Raw genomic sequence first — 19,004 nt, 5'->3', positions numbered from 1 at the left:
AAAAATCAGATGATCTGAATGCTGCCGGGCACGATTTTGGCCCCGAAATCGCGCACCATGGCCTGCACCAGCGGGTCGTTTTCAATCAGCTCCTTGGCGGCCACCATTTTCTCGGCCGCTTTGACGGCCAAACGCCTGGCAGGGCTGTCGGTGACGGGGCCCACTTCGATGCCCAGTTGGACATCGCCATGGCCGGCGGCCAGCAAAGCCGCTTGCAAACGCTCGCGGCTGGCCGGGTGGTTGAGTGTCTCGCGCTCCACACGCAGTTGCCAGTGGTCAGCGTCGCGGGCCAACAGCTGCGACTGCAGCGCCAGCTCGCGCACCAAGGCCGTGATGGCCTCTTGTGCCATCAGGCCTTGCACCACCTCCAGCCAGACATCGCCTTCGGGCGTGGCCTGCACAGCCGGCGGTGCGGCCAGCGTGGGCACATCGGCGCGCCCAGACGGGGCCTCGCGCACCGGCAAAACGCGCAAAGCGGGATTGGCTTGACGAAGCTCGGGCACAGCAGCGTGTTCCACAGGCGTGTGCATGGCCTGGACATCGGCGTAGTCGGTGGTGTCGGGCCAGTCCTCCCAAGGGGGCGGCTCGGACAGGGTCGGCACGGCTTGCCCATGGCCGATGACCGGCTCGGCGGACGGCGCGGACAGCTCAGGCCTGGCTATGGGAACAGCGATGGGCGCAGCCATGGGAGCAACCTTGGGTGGCGTGACCTCGCTGGGCAGGGTGGCTTGCGGGGCTGGCTTGGGCTGCGGGTCGGCAGCGACTGGCGCGGCAGCTCGGGCGGGCTCAGGGGTGGCCCGAGGGCTGGTCAGCGGGCTTTTTTTTTCCGCCGATCCCGACTGGGGCTTAAAAGCCAGCAAGCGCAGCAGCACCATGGTCAGCGCCGAATATTCGTCAGGCGCCAAGCCCAGCTCGGTTCGCCCGTGCAGGCACAGGCTGTAGAGCAATTGGGTTTCTTCGGCGGGCATGGCAGCGGCCAGCTCGGCCAGGCCCTGCGTGTCGGGGTCTTCACCGCCCTGCGCCATGCCGGGCACCATTTGCATCACGGCCATGCGCTGCAGCAGCATGGCCATGTCTTCCAAGGTGGCGGCGGCTGACACGCCTTGCAGGCGCAGGGCGTTGACCTGGTTCACCACCGCCGCACCGTCGCCTTCGGTCAGGGCGCGGATCATGTGCAACACATGGCTGCGGTCCACACTGCCCAGCATCTGGCGCACACCGGCTTCTTGCACCAAGCCATTGCCAAAGGCAATGGCTTGGTCGGTCAGGCTCAGCGCGTCGCGCATGGAGCCACGTGCTGCGCGGGCCAGCAGACGCAAGGCCAAAGGCTCGGCGCTCAATTGTTCTGCGGCCAGCACCTGGGTCAGGTGCTCAAAAACAGTCTCGGGGGCCATGGGCCGCAGGTTGAACTGCAGGCAACGCGAGAGCACCGTCACAGGCACTTTTTGCGGGTCGGTCGTGGCCAACACAAATTTCAAATATTCGGGGGGTTCTTCCAGGGTCTTCAACATCGCGTTGAACGCGGTGTTGGTCAGCATGTGCACCTCGTCGATCATGAAGACCTTGAAGCGCCCCTGCACCGGTTTGTAGACCGCCTGCTCCAGCAGGCTTTGCACCTCGTCCACGCCCCGGTTAGAGGCTGCGTCGAGTTCGGTGTAGTCCACAAAGCGCCCGGCATCGATGTCGCGGCAAGCTTGGCATACGCCGCAGGGCTCGGCGGTGATGCCGCCCTGCCCGTCGGCCCCCTGGCAGTTGAGCGACTTGGCCAATATGCGCGACACCGTGGTCTTGCCCACGCCCCGTGTGCCGGTGAACAAATACGCGTGGTGCAAGCGTTGTTGCACCAGGGCATTGGTCAGGGCCTGCACCACGTGCTCTTGCCCCACCATTTCGGTGAAATTGCGGGGGCGGTATTTGCGCGCGAGGACAAGATAAGACATGGACTGGGATTCTATCGGGCCGGGGCACTGGTTCTGACAAGGTGGTTCCGACAAAATTCCGGCCCAAGGGGCAAAGCCACGGCCAGCTCGCCTACAATCGTTCTCGACGGGCCTTCCCGCATGGTGAAGCGGCCAACCGGGTCAGGTGGGGAACCAAGCAGCCCTAACTGTGAATCCAGTGCCGGGGTCAAGGCTCGTCACCCCCCTCTCTTTACCAACCGCCCAGCCCGCTGTCTTAGCCTGGCGGCGGCACATCGCGCCCCAAGATGCGCTGCCCCAGCCATTTCAAACCCGCGCCCACGTCCATGCGCCGGCTTTGCTGTTGCGCCACCGGGTGAGCTTGGCCAGCTTGCAGTGGCGGGCCAATGTCAAAAGAAAACACATAGGCGGGCTCTTGACCCATGCGCAAGTCGGTGACCAACAACTTGCCGTTTTGGTCAGCGACCTTGAAAAACCCATCAGTGAACCGTGCCAGGCGCTGCAACTGCGGGTGATTGGCGTGTTGCGCTGCCAGCGCCCCGCCGCGCTCGTGCGCCACAAAGCGAATGGCCCGCCCGCCGTCCATCAGCGCATAAAAGCCTTCGTGAAAGCGCTCGCCATCGAGCGCCACCACACGCCACACCAAGGTGCTCAAGGGCGCGGGGGTCACCATCAACTGCTGGCTGGGCAAGCCCTGCGCCTGAAGCGACTGGCGGGCATGCTGCGTGACCCAGCCCTGCGCCAGCGCGCTCCAAGCCAAGTAAGCCGTGCTGAAAGCCAAGGCCCAGCCATTGATGCGCAAAGCCCGGCCCACTGTTTTGACGCGCAGCGCCGCCACCACACCCGCCAGCAAGGGCAGCGAATACACCGGGTCGATGATGAACATGCTGCCCAAGCCATAGGCCTCGTCGCTGAAAGGCTGGAACACCTGGGTGCCGTAAATCGTCATCAAATCAAGCAAGGGGTGGGTGACCAACGCCAACATGAGCGCCCACCACCAGCGGCCATAAAGCTGCGGCTGACGGTGCAGACGACTCACCCCCCACGCCATCGGAAACGCAAAGAGCGTGAGCAAAAGCAGTGCATGGCTCTCGGCGCGGTGCCGGATCATGTTGAGGATCGGGTCGCCGTGGTCCAGCAGCACATCCAGGTCGGGCAACAGGCCCGCCACGCCGCCCCACAGGGCCGACTTCCACAGCGCGGTGCGCCGCCCCATGACGGCCACGCCGATCGAGGCGCCCAAAAGAACTTGTGTGACGGAATCCATGGATTTATTTGGAAATTTGACGCAGGTCAATACGATAGCGGCTTTGACAAGGCCTGTGGCCTACCGGGTCGAACCGGCACAGCCCCAAGCAGCGATGCCCCCAATGCACTGACGCCCTTGGCTTGGCGAGATAATGTGGGCTGTTTGTGTTTTGCCCCTTGATCGAGACTTCGCCATGTCCACCACCGCCACCTCTTCTGTCGCCCACATGCCTCCAGTCATGGCTTGGACCGATTCGCTTCACACGGGCGACGCGCGCATGGACGAGACGCACCAGGAATTCGTGGACATGATCAACCAGATTCTGGCCACCCCCGAAGACCAGCAACTGCCGGTCTACAAGGCGTTTTTGAACCACACGGTCGAGCACTTCGCGCAAGAAGAGCGCTGGATGTTGGCCACCGGCTTTTCGGCCGACAACTGCCACGCCGAACACCACGCCACCATTCTGGAAACCATGCGCGTGGTGGAAGCCCATTACCTGGACAGCGACAAAACCATCATCACCCGCATGGCCGAGGCACTGGCCGAGTGGTTCCCCGGCCACGCGGGCAGCATGGATGCAGGCTTGGCGGCGCACCTGAAATCGGTGGGTTTTAACAGCGAGAGCGAAACCCTGGCCGACCCCTCGGCCATCCAAACCGTGACCATGTCGGGTTGCGGCAGCGTCAGCTGCAGTTAAACCGTCGCCCACAACACAAACATCCCACAACCGGCCTGATGCCCTCATACGGGGCTGGGCTTGTGTGGCATGTGCCACACAAGCCCAGCGTTTTGAAGATGGCTGTAACGTTCACTCCAGTTTGATGTTGGCCGCTTTGATCACTTGGGCCCATTTTTCGATTTCAGCCTTTTGGAAAGCCTGAACCTGCTCTGGGGTCAGCACCGAAGGTTGCATGCCCAGCCCTTTGATGCGCTCTTGCATTTCAGGGCTTTGAATGATCTTCAAAATTTCGGCATGCAGTTTGTCCACGATCGGCTTGGGCGTGCCGGCTGGCGCAAACAAAGCTTGCCAAGACACGACTTCAAAACCGGCAGTTCCAGGCCAGCCCGACTCGCTCACTGTCGGCACTTCGGTCAAGGTGTCGGTCAAGCGCTTGCCAGAAGTCACCGCCAAGGCGCGCAGTTTGCCGCTCTGGATGTGGGCGCCCGCCACCACGGTGGTGTCGAACATGAAGTCAACCTGCCCGCTCATCACGTCTTGAATGGCAGGAGCACTGCCCTTGTAGGGGACATGGGTGAATTTGACATCGCCTTTGAACGCCAGCAGCTCTTGCGCCAAGTGTTGGGATGTGCCGTTGCCCGCCGAGGCACCCGACAGTTTTCCGGGGTTGGCTTTGGCCGCCGTCAACAGGTCCCTGAGTGTTTTGTAAGGGCTGTTGGCGGCCACCACCAACACCACCGGGTTGGTGCCGTACAGGTACACCGGCGTGAACGATTTGATCGGGTCGTAACCCAGCTTGGGGTACAGGCTCACGTTGATGGCGTGCGAGCTGATGGTGCCGCCCAGCAGGTTGTAGCCGTCGGCCGGGGCGCGTGCTGCGATTTCGGAGCCCACACTGCCGCCAGCGCCACCTTTGTTCTCAATGACGAGCGTGGTGCCCAGCGCCGTGCCCAGTTTTTGCGAGACCACTCGGGCCAGGATGTCGGTGGTGCCGCCGGGCGGGAAAGCGACCAAATAGTTGATCGGCTTGGCCGGCCAAGGCGCTGCTTGGCTGAAGGCCGCAGGTGCCATGGCGGCTGCGGCGCAGGCCACGGTGGACTGGATGAATTGGCGGCGTTGTGTCATGGAATGTCTCCTCGTTGTGGTTAAAAAGTTCAGGTGATCGGCGCAGGGTTGAACAGCACCAGGGCGTTGTGCAGCTTCCAGTGTTCGGCCCAGGTCTTGCGGCCACTGGCCACGTCCAGCAGCATGCGAAACAGCGCCCAGCCCATGTCTTCGATGCTGACGCCTTCATCGGCGATGCGCCCTGCATTGATGTCCATCAGGTCATGCCAGCGCCGGGCCAAATCGCTGCGCGTGGCCACTTTGATGACGGGGCACTCGGCCAGCCCGTAGGGCGTGCCACGTCCGGTGGTGAAGACATGCACATTCATGCCCGCAGCCAACTGCAACGTGCCGCAAATGAAGTCGCTGGCCGGTGTGGCCGCAAACACCAGGCCCTTTTGGTCGGACCGCAACTTTTCGCCCGGCGCCAACACATGCGAGATCGCTGCCGTGCCGCTCTTGACGATGGAGCCCATGGCTTTTTCGGCGATGTTGGACAAGCCGCCCGCCTTGTTGCCAGGCGTGGTGTTGGCGCTGCGGTCCACTCGGCCGCGTTCCAGATATCGGTCGTACCAATCGAGCTCGCGCACGATGGCCTGGGCCACTTCTGGTGTGGCAGCGCGCTGCGTGAGTTGCTCCACCGCGTCGCGCACCTCGGTGTTTTCACTGAACATCACCGTGGCCCCAGCGCGCACCAGCAAGTCCGTCGCAAAGCCCACCGCCGGGTTGGCGGTGACCCCAGAAAACGCATCGCTGCCGCCGCACTGCACGCCCACCACCAGTTGGCTGGCGGGCACCGTCTCGCGCCTGCGGGCGTTCAGCCGCTCCAGATGCGGGCGCGCGCTTTGCACAATGCTGTCCAGCATCGACATGAAGCCCACATGCTGCGCGTCTTGCAGGCAAACCGTGTCAGGCCCACCCGCAGGGTCACGCGCATCGGTGATCGGGAAACTGCCGGGCGGCAGCAAGCGCTCGGGTTGCAGCTTTTCGCACCCCAGACTGACCACCATCACCTCGCCCCCAAAGTTGGGATTCAAGCTGATGTTGCGCAAAGTGCGAATCGGAATGATGGCGTCGGGCGCGTCGATGGCCACGCCACAGCCGTAGCTGTGCTCCAGACCCACCACGTCGTCCACCTGCGGGTACAAGGGCAACAACTCGTCCTTGATGCGGCGCACAGCTTGTGACACCACACCCGCCACGCACTGCACGGTGGTGGTGATGGCCAAAATATTGCGCGTACCCACCGAGCCATCGGCATTGCGGTAGCCCTCAAAGGTGTAGCCGGTCAGTGGCGCTTGCACAGGTGCCGCCACGGTGGCCATGGGCAAGCCGTGCAACTCGCGGGCGGCCGGCATTTGCAGCAAGCGCTCATGCACCCAGCGCCCCGCCGCCATGTCTTGCAAAGCGTGTCCAATGGGCACGTTGTAGCGCCGCACCACGTCGCCTTGCGCCAAAGCCACCAGCGCCACTTTGTGGCCCTGAGGCACTTTGTCCAGCAAGACCAGGCCCTCTTCAAGCAGGGTGCCGGCGGGCAACCCGCCCTCATTGACCACAATGGCCACGTTGTCGGCCGGGTGCATGCGCACCAAACGCGGCTGTGCGGCGGATTTTGTTTCGCTCATGCCAGTATCTCCACCCAGTTCGGGCCCTGCCCCACCGGCAGGCGTTGACTCAGTGTCAATTGGCCCGTCTCGCGGTCGATCTCATACCGGCTGAGGTGGTGTGACAGTTGGCCCACCACCAGCACATGCTGGCCTGTCGCGTCGATGGCAAAACCCCGGGGCTGGGCTTCAACCGCCGTATGCCCTTTGGGGGAGATGTGCCCCGTGACCGCGTCCACAGCGAAGTGCGCCAGGGTGCTGGAAGTTCGTTCACTGGTGTACAGATGACGCCCATCGGGTGTAAGGTGCAAGTCGGCCGCCCATGGATTGCCCGTGAAGCCCGGCGGCAAAATGTCCACACTGCTTTGCACGCTGGTCAAGCGACCCTGCTGGGCATCCCAGGCCAGCACGTCCACCGTGCCATCGAGTTCGTTGAGCACATAAATAAATTGGCCCACAGGGTCAAACCGGAAGTGCCGAGGCCCGGCACCAGCCCGCGCGTGCCAAGTGGATGCAGGCGTCAGGCGGCCTGTCTCGGCATGGAACGTGTACACCATGAGTTCGCCACTGCCCAAGCTGGTGGCCAAGACATAACGGTTGCACGGCGACGCCATGATGGCGTGGGCATTGGGGCCCGTGGGCACCACCTGCTGCACAGCGCCCACCGTGCCATCGGGCTGCACCGGGCTGACGGTGAGCTGGTGTCCGGGGTAGGAGGCGGCCAGCAAAAAACGGCCTGTGGAGTCAGTGGCGATAGAGGCCATGCTGGCTGGCAAACCCGCCTCGCCCACCCTGTGCAGATCACGGCTTTGCGGGTCAATGGCCAGACTCACCACCGCCATCGGATCGCTGCGGCGGGCCGCATACAGCATGTGCTGTGAGGGGCTGATGGCCATGGGCATCAGGTTGCCGCCCACGTGCACGGTGTTTTGCAAATGCAGCTCGCCATGGGCCGCCATGTGCAGCACCGAGATGTCGCCGCTGTCGGCATTGGAAACATAAACATGGGCCATGGGGTCACATTTCCTGAAAATGAATCAACAGCTGAGCGGTCAAGCCTCAAAGCCATACAGCTGCGCAGGGTTGTCCACCAAGATGCGTTGCAGGTCGTCATCACGCGCAACCCAATTGGGCAAGAGGTTCAGCATGGCGGCATTGGACGGCACGGGGTCTTGGTTGGGATGGGGCCAATTGCTCGCCCACAAGCAGCGCTCGGGGTAATGGGTGGCCAGGTAACGCGCCAGCAAACCCACATCATCGTAATGCGGCGCGCCCTGGCGCGAAGTCTCATAAGGAGCAGACAGCTTGACCCAAACGCGGCCCGTGTCCAGCAAACGGCAAAGGGTCTGAAATGCCGGGTCTTCTGTGCCCACAGGGGGCACCAAGAATTTTCCGGTGTGATCGATCACCAGCGGCACGTTCAAACTTTGCAAAAGGGGCAGGCGCTGCACAAACTCGCAGCCATTGAACTGCACATTCAAATGCCAACCCCAAGGCCGCACCTTGTCGGCCATGGGGGCCAGCGCGTCCCAGCCCAGCAGACCGCCTGGGAACATCATCATGCGAACACCCCGCACACCCGCAGCATGCAAAGCCTGCAATTCCGAGTCGGTCACCTGCACAGGCAGCATGGCCACAGCGCGGGCGCGACCGCCCATGCTGGCCACCGCGGCCAAAGTGCAGCGGTTGTCAAAACCATAGCCCGTGGGCTGCACCACCACCACACGCGTCAAACCCAGCGCGGCCTGGACTTGGGCATAGTCATTCATAGGCGCATGTGGCGGCTTGAAGGTGGCCGTGGGCGCCAAGGGGTAGGTCTCGTCATAGGCGTGGGTGTGGCAGTCGCAAGCCCCCTCGGGCACAGAAAAAGAAACGGCGGTCATGGCATCACCCGATCCAACCAACGTTGCGCATGCGCCGGATTGACCGCGCCGCGGGGCATGCGCCCCTGCAAAATGTCCGTCGTTTGCACCACGGTTTCCAGCGCCTGGTGGGCAATGGCTTGGGGTGTCAAACCGCCCACATGGGGCGTGGCAATCACACGGGGGTGCCGCACCAGATCGGGCGAAGGCATCTGATCAGCGGCACGCCCCACATCGAGCGCAGCCCCTGCTAACTGGCCGAGGTCCAAAGCGTGCAACAGCGCTGACTCGTCAAGTAACTGCCCCCGCGAAGCGTTGATGAAAAACGCTGTGGGTTTCATGAGCGACAAGGCTTGGGCGTTGATCAGGTTTTCTGTTTCGGGTGTGGCTGGGGCCAGGCACACCACATGGTCAGCCTGGGCCAGCAGTTCCGGCCAGCTCAACGACTGCAAGGCCGGGTCTTGTGGCGTCACATGAGGGTCGTACACACACACACGCATGCCAAACGCCTGCGCCAAGCGGGCCACATGGCGACCGATTTCGCCATACCCGATGATGCCCACGCAAGCCCCACGTAACTCAAGCCCCATGCGGGGCTGCACAGACTGACCTTGCCAATAGGCCGCCGTGGCCGCAGTGATGTGGCGACTCAAATCGATCATGACGCCCATCACCCATTCCGCCACCGACGGACCGAATCCGGGACTGGCGCGCGTGACCAGCACCCCCTCACGGCTGGCTGCTGCCACATCGATGGTGCGAATGTCGACGGCACAACGCACGGCCGCCAGCAAGCCCGGCACCGTGGCAAAAAAGTCGGCATCAAGCGCGGTTTGCCGGTAGGCGATCAACACCTCACAGCCTTGGGCGGCTTCAACCAACTCGGCGGTAGACCAGTCATGGTCATCGGGATTGAGCTGGACACAGGCCACCTGATTCAAATTGGCCAACGCCTGCTCACCAAAATAGGTGTGCAGGCGTTCGCGGGGATGGGTGACCAGCACCTTAGGCAAGGCCATGGCTGCTTTTTACAAGCCCATGCTGCGAGGCAGCCACAGTGAAATTTGTGGCACATAGGTGACCAGCAACAGCACGAACAACAAGATCACAAAGAACGGCTTCATGGCTTTGACCACTTGCTCGATTTTGAGCTTGGCCACCGCACTGCCGACAAACAGCACCGCACCCACCGGTGGCGTGATCAGCCCAATGCCCAGGTTGACCATCATGATCATGCCAAAGTGAACCGGGTCCACGCCGATGGTTTTCATGACCGGCAACAAGATCGGGGTCAAAATCAAAATCAGCGGGGCCATGTCCATCAAGGTGCCCAGCGCCAACAGCATGATGTTGACGCACAACAAAATCACCCAGGGCTCGCTGCTCAAGGCGGTGAAGAGCGCGGTGATCTTCAGCGGAATCATCATCAAGGTCATGATGTAACCGAAGCTCGCGGCAAAGCCGATCAGGATCATCACGATCGTGACGGTCTTGACCGTGCGGTGCATCAGTTTGGGCAGGTCTTTCCACTTGTAATCACGGTAAATGAACATGGTCACAAAAAAGGCCCACAGCACCGCGATCGAGGCCGATTCGGTGGCCGTGAACACGCCCGACAAAATGCCGCCCAAGATGATGCCCATGGTGGCCAACCCCCACAGGGCGTCGACACAAATTTTGAGCGCTTCTTTCAGGGGAATGACGCGGCCTTTGGGATAGTTCTCGCGCCGAGCCACATACAGGCAATACAACGCCAAGCTCAAGCCAAGCAGCAAACCGGGAAGCACCCCGGCCATGAACAGCGCCGCCACCGACACCGTGCCCCCTGCGGCCATGGAGTAAATGACCGCGTTGTGGCTGGGCGGGATCAAGATGGCTTGCACGGAACCACTCACCGTCACGGCTGTGGCAAAAGGCCGGGGGTAGCCGTTTTTTTCCATCTCGGGGATCAGGACCGAGCCAATCGATGCCGTGTCGGCCACCGATGAACCGGAAATGGCCCCAAAAAATGTGGAGGCCAAAATGTTGACCAGCGACAAGCCCCCGCGCACAAAACCGATCAGCACACCGGCAAACGCCACCAGTCGCCGCGACATGCCGCCCTCGGCCATGATCGCGCCCGCCAGCACGAAACACGGGATGGCCAGCAAAGAGAATTTATTCACGCCACTGGCCATCTGGATCATCACCGCATCCAGCGGCAAATCGATCCACAAGGCCCCCAACAAGGCCGCCATACCCAAGGCATAGGCCACGGGCATGCCCAACAACATCAACACCACAAAACTGCCAATGAGAACCAATGCATCCATGATCAGATCGCCTCCGCCGATGTGGGGCCTTCGTGGTCAAAAACCACCACGGCACGGTGATGTGCAGGTCCCCAAAACAACACCTCCAGCACAAACAACAAGGTCAAGAGTGCGCCCAGTGGCACGGGCATATAGGTCCAGCCCACTGCCAACCACGGTAAGTCAGCCAAGGTTTGACCCATGGTGCCCATGACCAGCTTGCTGCCCCACACGACCACAAAACCACAAATGACCAACATCAAAATGTGCACCAGAAAGGCGCCGATTTTTTGCACGCCAGCAGGCAAATGGTCCACCAGCATGCCCACAGCAATGTGGGCACCGGCTCGGTAACCCGCGGCCGCGCCCATGAATGTGAAGGTCACCATCAGCAAGACCGCCACCGGCTCTGGCCAGCTCGAGCCCGTACCCAATACATAGCGGGCGAAAACGCCCCATGGAATGATCAGGCTCATCGCCAAAATCGACAGGCCAGAAATCCAAATGCAGAACAGGTAAAGGCGGTCAAAGAAGCGCAACATATTCCAAAATCCTCGCGGGCGAGTTCATCAAATCCAAAGGGACGGGGCTCACCCCGTCCCATCTCGCGTAGCGGCGTTTAAGGCCGCTGCAAGCGAATCACTTGACCGCTTCGATGCGCTTCATCAGGTCAGCATATTGCGCACCGTATTTGGCACGCACAGGGGCGGTGGCGTCATAAAAGGGCTTTTTGTCCACTGACTTGAACTGAATGCCAGCGGCCTGGAGTTTGGTCGAGTACTCGGCCACACTCTTGTCCCACAAGACACGCTGCTCCAATTGCGCCTCACGAGAAAATTTCATCACACTGGCTTGGTCAGCCGGGGTCAATTTGTCCCAAGTGACCTTGGACATGACGAAAATTTCAGGAATGATCAAGTGCGTGGTCTGGGTGTAAAACTTCACGCCAGTGGAGTACTGATTGGTGGTGTACAAAGTCGGCGGGTTGTTTTCAGCACCGTCCACCACACCAGTTTGCAGCGCACTGTACACATCGTTGTGGCCCATGCTGATGCCGTTGCCGCCCATGGCGTTCATGGTGTCCACAAACAGCGGGTTGCCCATCACGCGGATCTTCAGGCCCTTGAGGTCAGCCGGGGTTTTGATTTCTTTTTTGGTGTAGAGACTGCGCGAGCCGCTGTCCATGAAGCCCAAGGCCACCAGTCGGGCCGGGCTTTTGGTGATTTTTTCCAAAATCTCCTTGCCCACAGGCCCGTCGATCACAGCGCGCATGTGCGCCTCATCGCGGAAAACAAAAGGCATGTTGAACACGTTCACATCGGGCACCACCGGCCCCAGAATGCCCAACGAAATGCGGGCGATCTGAATCGCACCGATCTGGGTTTGCTCCACCACTTCTTTTTCTGAGCCCAGCACACCCCCTGGGAACATTTGCAGTTTGTACCGACCATTGGTGGCGGCTTCAAGTTTTTTACCCAGGTTTTCAACCGCCACCACGTTGGGGTAGCCCGCGGGATGGACATCCGAGGCCTTGAGCACGGTTTGTGCCGAAGCCATGGGGGTCATGGTCATGGCCAGCACTGCGGCGGCCGCTGAGGAAAGCAAGTTTCTGCGAAAGTACATGAGGGTCTCCTGTGAAAGGTTGGGGGCAATGGGCATCAACTGAAACATTGAAAATTCAACACCAGGTCATCAGTTGTCGTACAATTGGCCACATGATTATCATTGAGCTTCGACATTCGGACAGCTAGGGATTACCCATGGATGCCACGACCCTCTCATTGAAAAAGCCAGGTGGCCTGGCCGTACAACTGGTCCACGCCACGACCGAACAAATCCGCAGCGGTCGCCTCAAAGCTGGCGACAAATTGCCGACCGAAGCGGCCATCATGAAAGATTTTGGCGTGAGCCGCACCGTGGTGCGCGAAGCGATTTCGCGGTTGCAGGCCTCAGGCTGGGTCGATACACGCCACGGCATTGGCACCTTTGTGCTGCCCAAAAGCGAGCACCCGTCTTTCCGCATCAGCCCTGAGCAAATGGGCACCCTGCGAGAGGTCATTGCCCTGCTTGAATTTCGCATCAGCGTGGAAACGGAAGCCGCTGCTTTGGCTGCGGTGCGCCGCACACCAGAGGATTTGTCTGAATTGAAGTTGTCACTTCAAGCCTTCAACAGCGCCGTGGACGAAGGTCGCGATGCCGTGATGGCAGACCACCAGTTTCACCAGGGCATTGCCCGAGCCACCCAAAACCACCACTTCGTCGACCTGATGCACTCCATGGGTGCGGGGGTGATTCCTCGCGCACGGATCAGCGGCATCCTGACCACCGACCCGGAGCGTCAAAACTACCTGCGCCGCGTCAACCAGGAACACGAGAGCATCTACAACGCCATTGCCGAGCAAGACGTCGAGGCCGCCCGAGCCGCCATGCGCACCCACTTGGCCAACAGCCGAGACCGCCTGCGCAAGAGCGACCCCGACAGCCCGGGTTGAATCAACGCGGCCCATCACCCGTGTTTTCCCCAATGGTCAATACACCCCCAAGTTGTACGATGTCTATTGACTAGAATTTTTACACCATGACTCCGCACCACACCCCCACCATCACCCGCATGCAGGTGATCCCCGTCGCCGGTCACGACGGCATGCTGATGAACCTCAGCGGTGCTCACGGCCCGTTTTTTACCCGCAACATCGTCATCCTGACCGACTCGTGGGGCCAGACGGGCCTGGGCGAAGTGCCCGGCGGCGAAAAAATCCGCCAAACCCTGGAAGACGCCCGCCCCATGGTGGAAGGCCAGCCCATTGGCCAGTACAACGCTGTGCTGCAAGCCATGCGCCAGCAGTTTGCCGACCGCGACAGCGGCGGCCGGGGCCAGCAAACCTTTGACCTGCGCACGACCATCCACGCCGTCACCGCCGTGGAAAGCGCCCTGCTCGATCTGCTGGGTCAGCACCTGAATGTGCCGGTGTGCGCCTTGCTGGGCGAAGGCCAGCAGCGCAGCCGCGTGCAAATGCTGGGCTACTTGTTTTATGTGGGCGACCGCCAGCAAACCGACTTGCCCTACCGCAGCGAGCCAGACCAAGCCGACGACTGGCTGCGCCTGCGCCATGAAAAAGCCATGACCGCCGACGCCGTGGTGCGTCTGGCCGAAGCGGCGCAAGCCCGTTATGGCTTTCAGGACTTCAAGCTCAAAGGCGGCGTGCTGCGCGGCGAAGAAGAAGTCGAAGCCGTGGTGGCTCTGCATGAGCGCTTTCCCAAGGCGCGCATCACGCTCGACCCCAATGGCGGCTGGCTGCTCAAAGACGCGATTCGTTTGCTGCGCGACCACCGCAGCACCATGGCCTATGCCGAAGACCCCTGCGGTGCCGAAGGCGTTTTCTCGGGCCGCGAAGTCATGGCCGAGTTCCGCCGCGCCACCGGCTTGCTGACGGCCACCAACATGGTCGCCACCGACTGGCGCGAGATGGCGCACAGCATTCAGCTGCAGTCGGTCGACATCCCGCTGGCCGACCCCCATTTCTGGACGCTGCAAGGCTCGGTCCGCGTGGCGCAGCTGTGCCAGATGTACGACCTGACTTGGGGTTCGCACTCCAATAACCATTTCGACATCTCGCTGGCCATGTTCACCCAGTGCGCCGCTGCCGCCCCCGGCAAAGTCACCGCCATCGACACGCACTGGATTTGGCAAGACGGCCAATTCCTGACCCAAGACCCGCTGCAAATCAAGGACGGTTATGTCGATGTGCCGGCCAAGCCGGGCTTGGGCATCGAGGTGGACATGGACGCGGTGATGAAGGCCCACCAGCTTTACCAACAACACGGCCTGGGCGCACGCGACGACGCCATCGCGATGCAGCACCTGATCCCCGGCTGGAAGTTCAACAACAAGATGCCTTGCATGGTGCGCTGAGCACCCGGGCCATTCACCTCAAAGGAAAAACACCATGGACATGCCCGTCAACCATTTCAAACACGCGATCCAGTCGGGTCAAAAGCAGATTGGCCTGTGGTCGCACCTGTGCAGCAACATCAGCATCGAGATCTTGGCGCATTGCAACTTTGACTGGTTGCTGCTGGACATGGAGCACTCGCCCAACGACCTGACCGAAATCGTGGCGCAATTGCAAGCCATGAAGGGCAGCCCCACCACCGCCATCGTGCGCCCACCGTGGAACGACATGGTGACCTTCAAGCGCCTGCTCGATGTGGGTGTGCAAACCCTGTTGGTGCCCTACATCCAGAACGAAGAAGAAGCCCAACAAGCGGTGTCTTACACCCGCTACCCACCACACGGCGTGCGCGGCTATGCGGGTGCGCCCCGCGCCAGCCACTATGGCCGCGTGAAGGGTTACGCCCATCACAGCAGCGAAGAAATTTGCCTGTTGCTGCAAGTCGAAACCGTGCTGGGCCTGCAAAACATCGAAGCCATCGCCAACGTGGACGGCGTCGATGGCGTGTTCATCGGCCCCGGTGACTTGTCGGCAGCGCTTGGCCACTTGGGCAACCCCAAGCACCCGGATGTGCTGAAAGTGATTGACGAGTCCATTGCCCGCATCAAGGCCTGCGGCAAAGCTGCCGGTATCCTCACGGGCGACGAAGCCCTGGCCAAACACTATGTCGAGCAAGGCTGCTTGTTTGTGGCCGTGGGCGCTGACCAAAACGTGTTGCGCGACAGCGCCACCGCCTTGGCGGGTCGTTTCAAATCCTGAATCTCAAAAACCATGCTCAAAACACCCGCCTCCCCCATTCGATTTCCGCGCCTGCTCCTCACGGGTGCGGGTGGCAACCTGGGCAAAGAACTTCGCCCCCGCCTCAAAGCCTATTGCGACGTGCTGCGCGTGAGCCACAGGCGTGAACTGGACCCAGCGGGTGCAGGCGAAGAGGTGCAACTCGCGTCGCTCGAAGACAAAGACCAAATGCTCGCCTTGCTCGAAGGCGTGAACGCGGTGGTGCACATGGGCGGCGTGTCCACAGAACAGCCCTGGGAGCCGATTTTGGCGGGCAACATTGTGGGCATGGTCAACCTGTACGAAGCCGCCCGCCTGCAAGGCGTCAAGCGCATCGTGTTTGCCAGCTCCAACCATGTGACGGGTTTTTACCGCCAAGACGAGGTGGTCAACACCCGCATGCCGCCCAAGCCCGACGGGTTTTATGGCCTGTCCAAAGCCTTTGGCGAAGACCTGGCTCAACTGTATTGGGACCGCTGGGGCATCGAGACCGTGAGCCTGCGCATTGGCTCTTCTTATGCCGAACCCAAAGACCGCCGCATGCTGGCCACTTGGTTGAGCTTTGACGACCTGGAGCGTCTGGTCGTGTCTGCCCTGACCGCGCCCATCGTGGGCCACAGCATCATTTACGGCATGTCCGACAACCAGACCACCTGGTGGGACAACACCCATGCCCAACACCTTGGCTATCGACCTTTGGATTCGTCCGACGTGTTCCGCCCTGACATGGAAGCACGCCAACAAAGCATCGACACACAAGACCCAGCCGCCATCTACCAGGGTGGCGCATATGTGAAAGCCGCACCCCACGGCTGAAACATGCCGAAAGAAATTTCAAACCTGCTGTCTCAAGTTTCACAAGCTGGCACGGCCCCAGCGGCTACGATGCGGGTCAGTTCTGACCGATAAAACCCCAGGAGACCCCCCATGTCCGTGATCACCACCATCGAAGACCTGCGCGTTTTGGCCGAAAAGCGCGTGCCGCGCATGTTTTATGACTACGCCGACAGTGGCTCTTGGACCGAGAGCACCTACCGGGCCAACGAAAGCGATTTTCAAAAGATCAAGCTGCGCCAGCGCGTGGCCGTGAACATGGAAAACCGCAGCACCGCCAGCACCATGGTGGGCGAGAAAGTCGCCATGCCCGTGGCCATTGCGCCCACGGGCCTGACGGGCATGCAGCACGCCGATGGCGAAATCCTGGCCGCCCGCGCGGCCAAAAAGTTTGGCGTGCCCTTCACCCTTTCTACCATGAGCATCTGCTCCATCGAAGACGTGGCCCAGCATGCCGGTGAAGGCTTTTGGTTTCAGCTCTATGTGATGAAAGACAAGGGCTTCATCGAGCGCCTGATTGACCGCGCCAAAGCCGCCAACTGCGGCGCGCTGGTGCTCACGCTGGACTTGCAAATTTTGGGTCAACGCCACAAGGACCTGAAAAACGGCCTGTCTGCACCGCCCAAGCTGACGCTCGCCAACATGATCAACATCGCCAGCAAGCCCCGCTGGGCCTTGGGCATGCTGGGCACACCGCGCCGCCAGTTTGGCAACATCGTGGGCCACGTCACAGGCGTGGCCGACATGAGCAGCCTGTCTTCGTGGACCGCCTCGCAGTTCGACCCCGGCCTGAACTGGGGCGATGTCGAATGGATCAAAAAACGCTGGGGTGGCAAGCTGATTTTGAAGGGCATTCAGGACGTGGATGATGCCCACCTGGCGGTGCAATCGGGCGCGGACGCCCTGATCGTCAGCAACCACGGCGGCCGCCAGCTCGACGGCGCACAGTCCAGCATCGAAGCCCTGCCCGCCATCGTGGATGCCGTGGGCCAGAACATTGAAGTGCACATGGACGGCGGCATCCGCAGCGGCCAGGACGTGGTCAAAGCCCGCGCCTTGGGTGCCAAGGGCGTCTACATTGGCCGCTCCATGCTGTATGGCCTGGGCGCGATGGGCGAAGCGGGCGTGACCAAAGCGCTGGAAATCATCCACAAAGAACTCGACCTGACCATGGCCTTTTGCGGTCGCACGCAAATGGACACGGTGGACAAAAGCATCTTGCTGCCAGGCACCTTTCCTACGGGCCAATAAACAAGCCCGGCAGGGGTTTGGCAAGCGCAAAACCCCTTGGGGGCGCGCTATGCTTGATGGGTGACTGATTCACCCGTTTCAAGCGCCGTGGCCCCGCCCATCCGCCGCATTGCCCACCTCGACATGGACGCGTTTTACGCGTCCTGCGAGCTGCTGCGCTACCCACAGCTCAAGGGTCTGCCGGTGGTCATCGGTGGTGGCCGCCGCAAAGAAGACGACCTGCTGGCCAAACTGCAAGCGGCCTACCCGGATGGCGAATGGACCGAAGAGAGCTTTGCCAAGCGGCTGGACCGCATCCCGGTCGACTTTTTTCCGCGCATCGAGGGCTACACCGGGCGCGGCGTGATCACCACCGCCACCTATGCGGCGCGGCAGTTCGGCATCGGCTCGGCCATGGGCCTGATGAAAGCCGCCAAGTTGTGCCCGCAGGCCCTTTTGTTGCCGGTGGACTTTGAGCGGTATCGGCACTTTTCGCGCACCTTCAAAAGCATCATTCTGGACATCGCCCCCATCATGCAAGACCGGGGCGTGGACGAGGTCTACATCGACTTCACTGACGTGCCCGGCGGCCAGCGCGAAGGCGGGCGGGTGCTGGCGCGCTTGATCCAAAAAAGCATTTTTGAGGCCACGGGCCTGACCTGCTCCATCGGCGTGGCGCCCAACAAACTCATCGCCAAAATGGCCAGCGAGTTCAACAAACCCAAGGGCATCTCGATCGTGCACGAGGCCGATCTGCAAACCCTGATCTGGCCCCTGGCCTGCCGCAAGATCAACGGCGTGGGCCCCAAGGCCGATGAAAAGCTCAAGGGCTTTGGCATCCACACCATTGGCGAGCTGGCGGCGCGTGAGCCGCACTGGCTGGTGGAAAACTTTGGCAAAAGCTACGGCGCCTGGCTGTTTGATGCCGCCTGGGGCCGCGACGACCGCCCGCTGGAAACCGAGAGCGAACCCGTCAGCATGAGCCGCGAAACCACCTTTGAGCGCGACCTGCACGCCGTGCGCGACCGCGCCGAGTTGAGTGCGGTGTTCACCCGCCTGTGCGAGCAAGTGGCCGCCGACTTGCAGCGCAAAGGCTACGAAGGCAAAACCATCGGCATCAAGCTGCGGTACGACAATTTTCAGGCCGTGACGCGAGACCAGACCCTGACCAAATACACGGCAGACGCCAAACACATCCGGCTGATCGCAGGCCAATGCCTCAAACGTGTGGACCTGTCACGCCGCCTGCGGCTGCTGGGGGTGCGGGTGGGCTCGCTGGTCAAGGCCGGGACAGCGCAGCCCCCCATCGCCGCTTACAGTGAAACACCCGATCAAGACCCTCCTCAAGTGAATGACCATGGACAAACTCAGCTGCTTTTCCCTCTCGACTGAAAACCACATTGCCCACCTGGTGCTGAACCGCCCCGAGGCGATGAACACCATGCACCCGACCTTTTGGCGCGAACTGCACGAGGTGCTGACCGACATCCACAGGGCAG

General features: G+C 61.4%; 17 protein-coding genes, 1 other RNA gene and 1 pseudogene. 9 read left to right on the top strand and 10 right to left on the bottom strand.

All coding sequences use genetic code 11. The features are described from left to right. Positions 1 to 5 precede the first annotated feature (5 nt). Positions 6 to 1,940 carry a DNA polymerase III subunit gamma/tau gene (gene dnaX, locus ACIQ47_RS04265; RefSeq protein WP_396436994.1) on the bottom strand — a complete coding sequence of 645 codons (1,935 nt, stop codon included), beginning with the start codon at positions 1,938 to 1,940 and terminating at the stop codon, positions 6 to 8. A gap of 105 nt (positions 1,941 to 2,045) precedes the next feature. Here dnaX and ffs point away from each other — a divergent pair. Beyond that, an RNA gene (gene ffs / locus ACIQ47_RS04260) (signal recognition particle sRNA small type) lies at positions 2,046 to 2,142 on the top strand. A gap of 33 nt (positions 2,143 to 2,175) precedes the next feature. On the opposite strand, the gene ACIQ47_RS04255 is transcribed toward ffs, so the two are convergent. Further along, positions 2,176 to 3,186 (bottom strand): metal-dependent hydrolase, encoded by a 1,011-nt coding sequence (locus ACIQ47_RS04255; RefSeq protein WP_396436993.1) that lies wholly within the window; start codon positions 3,184 to 3,186, stop codon positions 2,176 to 2,178. A 175-nt stretch (positions 3,187 to 3,361) separates the two neighbouring features. Here ACIQ47_RS04255 and ACIQ47_RS04250 point away from each other — a divergent pair, with 175 nt between their 5' ends. Continuing rightward, entirely contained in the window at positions 3,362 to 3,868 is a 507-nt protein-coding gene (locus ACIQ47_RS04250; RefSeq protein ID WP_396436992.1) for a bacteriohemerythrin, read from the top strand. A gap of 111 nt (positions 3,869 to 3,979) precedes the next feature. Here ACIQ47_RS04250 and ACIQ47_RS04245 read toward each other — a convergent pair whose 3' ends face one another. The 8 genes from ACIQ47_RS04245 to ACIQ47_RS04210 form a co-directional block, all read right to left on the bottom strand. Then, the gene (locus tag ACIQ47_RS04245) at positions 3,980 to 4,975 is read right to left on the bottom strand and encodes a Bug family tripartite tricarboxylate transporter substrate binding protein (RefSeq protein ID WP_396436991.1); all 996 of its coding nucleotides are present in this window, start codon (positions 4,973 to 4,975) and stop codon (positions 3,980 to 3,982) included. A 29-nt stretch (positions 4,976 to 5,004) separates the two neighbouring features. Continuing rightward, a complete protein-coding gene (gene garD / locus ACIQ47_RS04240) occupies positions 5,005 to 6,579 on the bottom strand; it encodes a galactarate dehydratase (RefSeq protein ID WP_396436990.1) in 1,575 nt (524 codons plus the stop codon). After that, the gene (locus ACIQ47_RS04235) at positions 6,576 to 7,571 is read right to left on the bottom strand and encodes a lactonase family protein (protein WP_396436989.1); all 996 of its coding nucleotides are present in this window, start codon (positions 7,569 to 7,571) and stop codon (positions 6,576 to 6,578) included. The genes garD and ACIQ47_RS04235 overlap by 4 nt, the downstream gene beginning before the upstream one ends. A gap of 39 nt (positions 7,572 to 7,610) precedes the next feature. Then, a complete protein-coding gene (locus ACIQ47_RS04230) occupies positions 7,611 to 8,441 on the bottom strand; it encodes an amidohydrolase family protein (RefSeq protein WP_396436988.1) in 831 nt (276 codons plus the stop codon). Further along, positions 8,438 to 9,433: an NAD(P)-dependent oxidoreductase gene (locus ACIQ47_RS04225; RefSeq protein WP_396437007.1), complete on the bottom strand. Its 996-nt coding sequence runs from the start codon at positions 9,431 to 9,433 to the stop codon at positions 8,438 to 8,440. The genes ACIQ47_RS04230 and ACIQ47_RS04225 overlap by 4 nt, the downstream gene beginning before the upstream one ends. 15 nt (positions 9,434 to 9,448) lie before the next feature. Then, the gene (locus ACIQ47_RS04220) at positions 9,449 to 10,732 is read right to left on the bottom strand and encodes a TRAP transporter large permease (protein ID WP_396436987.1); all 1,284 of its coding nucleotides are present in this window, start codon (positions 10,730 to 10,732) and stop codon (positions 9,449 to 9,451) included. 2 nt (positions 10,733 to 10,734) lie between these two features. Beyond that, entirely contained in the window at positions 10,735 to 11,253 is a 519-nt protein-coding gene (locus ACIQ47_RS04215) for a TRAP transporter small permease (protein ID WP_396436986.1), read from the bottom strand. Between the two features lie 97 nt (positions 11,254 to 11,350). After that, positions 11,351 to 12,334, bottom strand: a complete 984-nt coding sequence (locus ACIQ47_RS04210) for a TRAP transporter substrate-binding protein (protein WP_396436985.1) — start codon at positions 12,332 to 12,334, stop codon at positions 11,351 to 11,353. 137 nt (positions 12,335 to 12,471) lie between these two features. Here ACIQ47_RS04210 and ACIQ47_RS04205 point away from each other — a divergent pair, with 137 nt between their 5' ends. From ACIQ47_RS04205 to ACIQ47_RS04175, 7 genes and pseudogenes are all read left to right on the top strand, one after another. After that, positions 12,472 to 13,203, top strand: coding sequence for a FadR/GntR family transcriptional regulator (locus ACIQ47_RS04205; protein ID WP_396436984.1), 732 nt, complete (start codon positions 12,472 to 12,474; stop codon positions 13,201 to 13,203). Between the two features lie 86 nt (positions 13,204 to 13,289). Beyond that, complete coding sequence (gene gudD / locus ACIQ47_RS04200; RefSeq protein WP_396436983.1) at positions 13,290 to 14,624, top strand: glucarate dehydratase; 1,335 nt, start codon at positions 13,290 to 13,292, stop codon at positions 14,622 to 14,624. 34 nt (positions 14,625 to 14,658) lie between these two features. Beyond that, positions 14,659 to 15,423 carry an HpcH/HpaI aldolase/citrate lyase family protein gene (locus tag ACIQ47_RS04195; protein WP_396436982.1) on the top strand — a complete coding sequence of 255 codons (765 nt, stop codon included), beginning with the start codon at positions 14,659 to 14,661 and terminating at the stop codon, positions 15,421 to 15,423. A gap of 12 nt (positions 15,424 to 15,435) precedes the next feature. After that, positions 15,436 to 16,257, top strand: a complete 822-nt coding sequence (locus ACIQ47_RS04190) for an NAD-dependent epimerase/dehydratase family protein (protein WP_396436981.1) — start codon at positions 15,436 to 15,438, stop codon at positions 16,255 to 16,257. A gap of 111 nt (positions 16,258 to 16,368) precedes the next feature. Then, positions 16,369 to 17,526 carry an alpha-hydroxy acid oxidase gene (locus tag ACIQ47_RS04185; RefSeq protein WP_296292612.1) on the top strand — a complete coding sequence of 386 codons (1,158 nt, stop codon included), beginning with the start codon at positions 16,369 to 16,371 and terminating at the stop codon, positions 17,524 to 17,526. Between the two features lie 123 nt (positions 17,527 to 17,649). After that, the gene (locus tag ACIQ47_RS04180) at positions 17,650 to 18,897 is read left to right on the top strand and encodes a Y-family DNA polymerase (protein ID WP_396437006.1); all 1,248 of its coding nucleotides are present in this window, start codon (positions 17,650 to 17,652) and stop codon (positions 18,895 to 18,897) included. Next, positions 18,863 to 19,004 (top strand): annotated as a pseudogene (locus ACIQ47_RS04175) (enoyl-CoA hydratase); the annotation flags it as partial. The gene ACIQ47_RS04180 and the pseudogene ACIQ47_RS04175, both read left to right, overlap by 35 nt.

This window comes from Limnohabitans sp., assembly GCF_044373035.1.
Lineage (GTDB): Bacteria > Pseudomonadota > Gammaproteobacteria > Burkholderiales > Burkholderiaceae_C > Limnohabitans_A.
The sequence above is the reverse complement of the archived record's forward strand: the minus strand, read 5'-3'. Positions and strand labels throughout refer to the sequence as shown.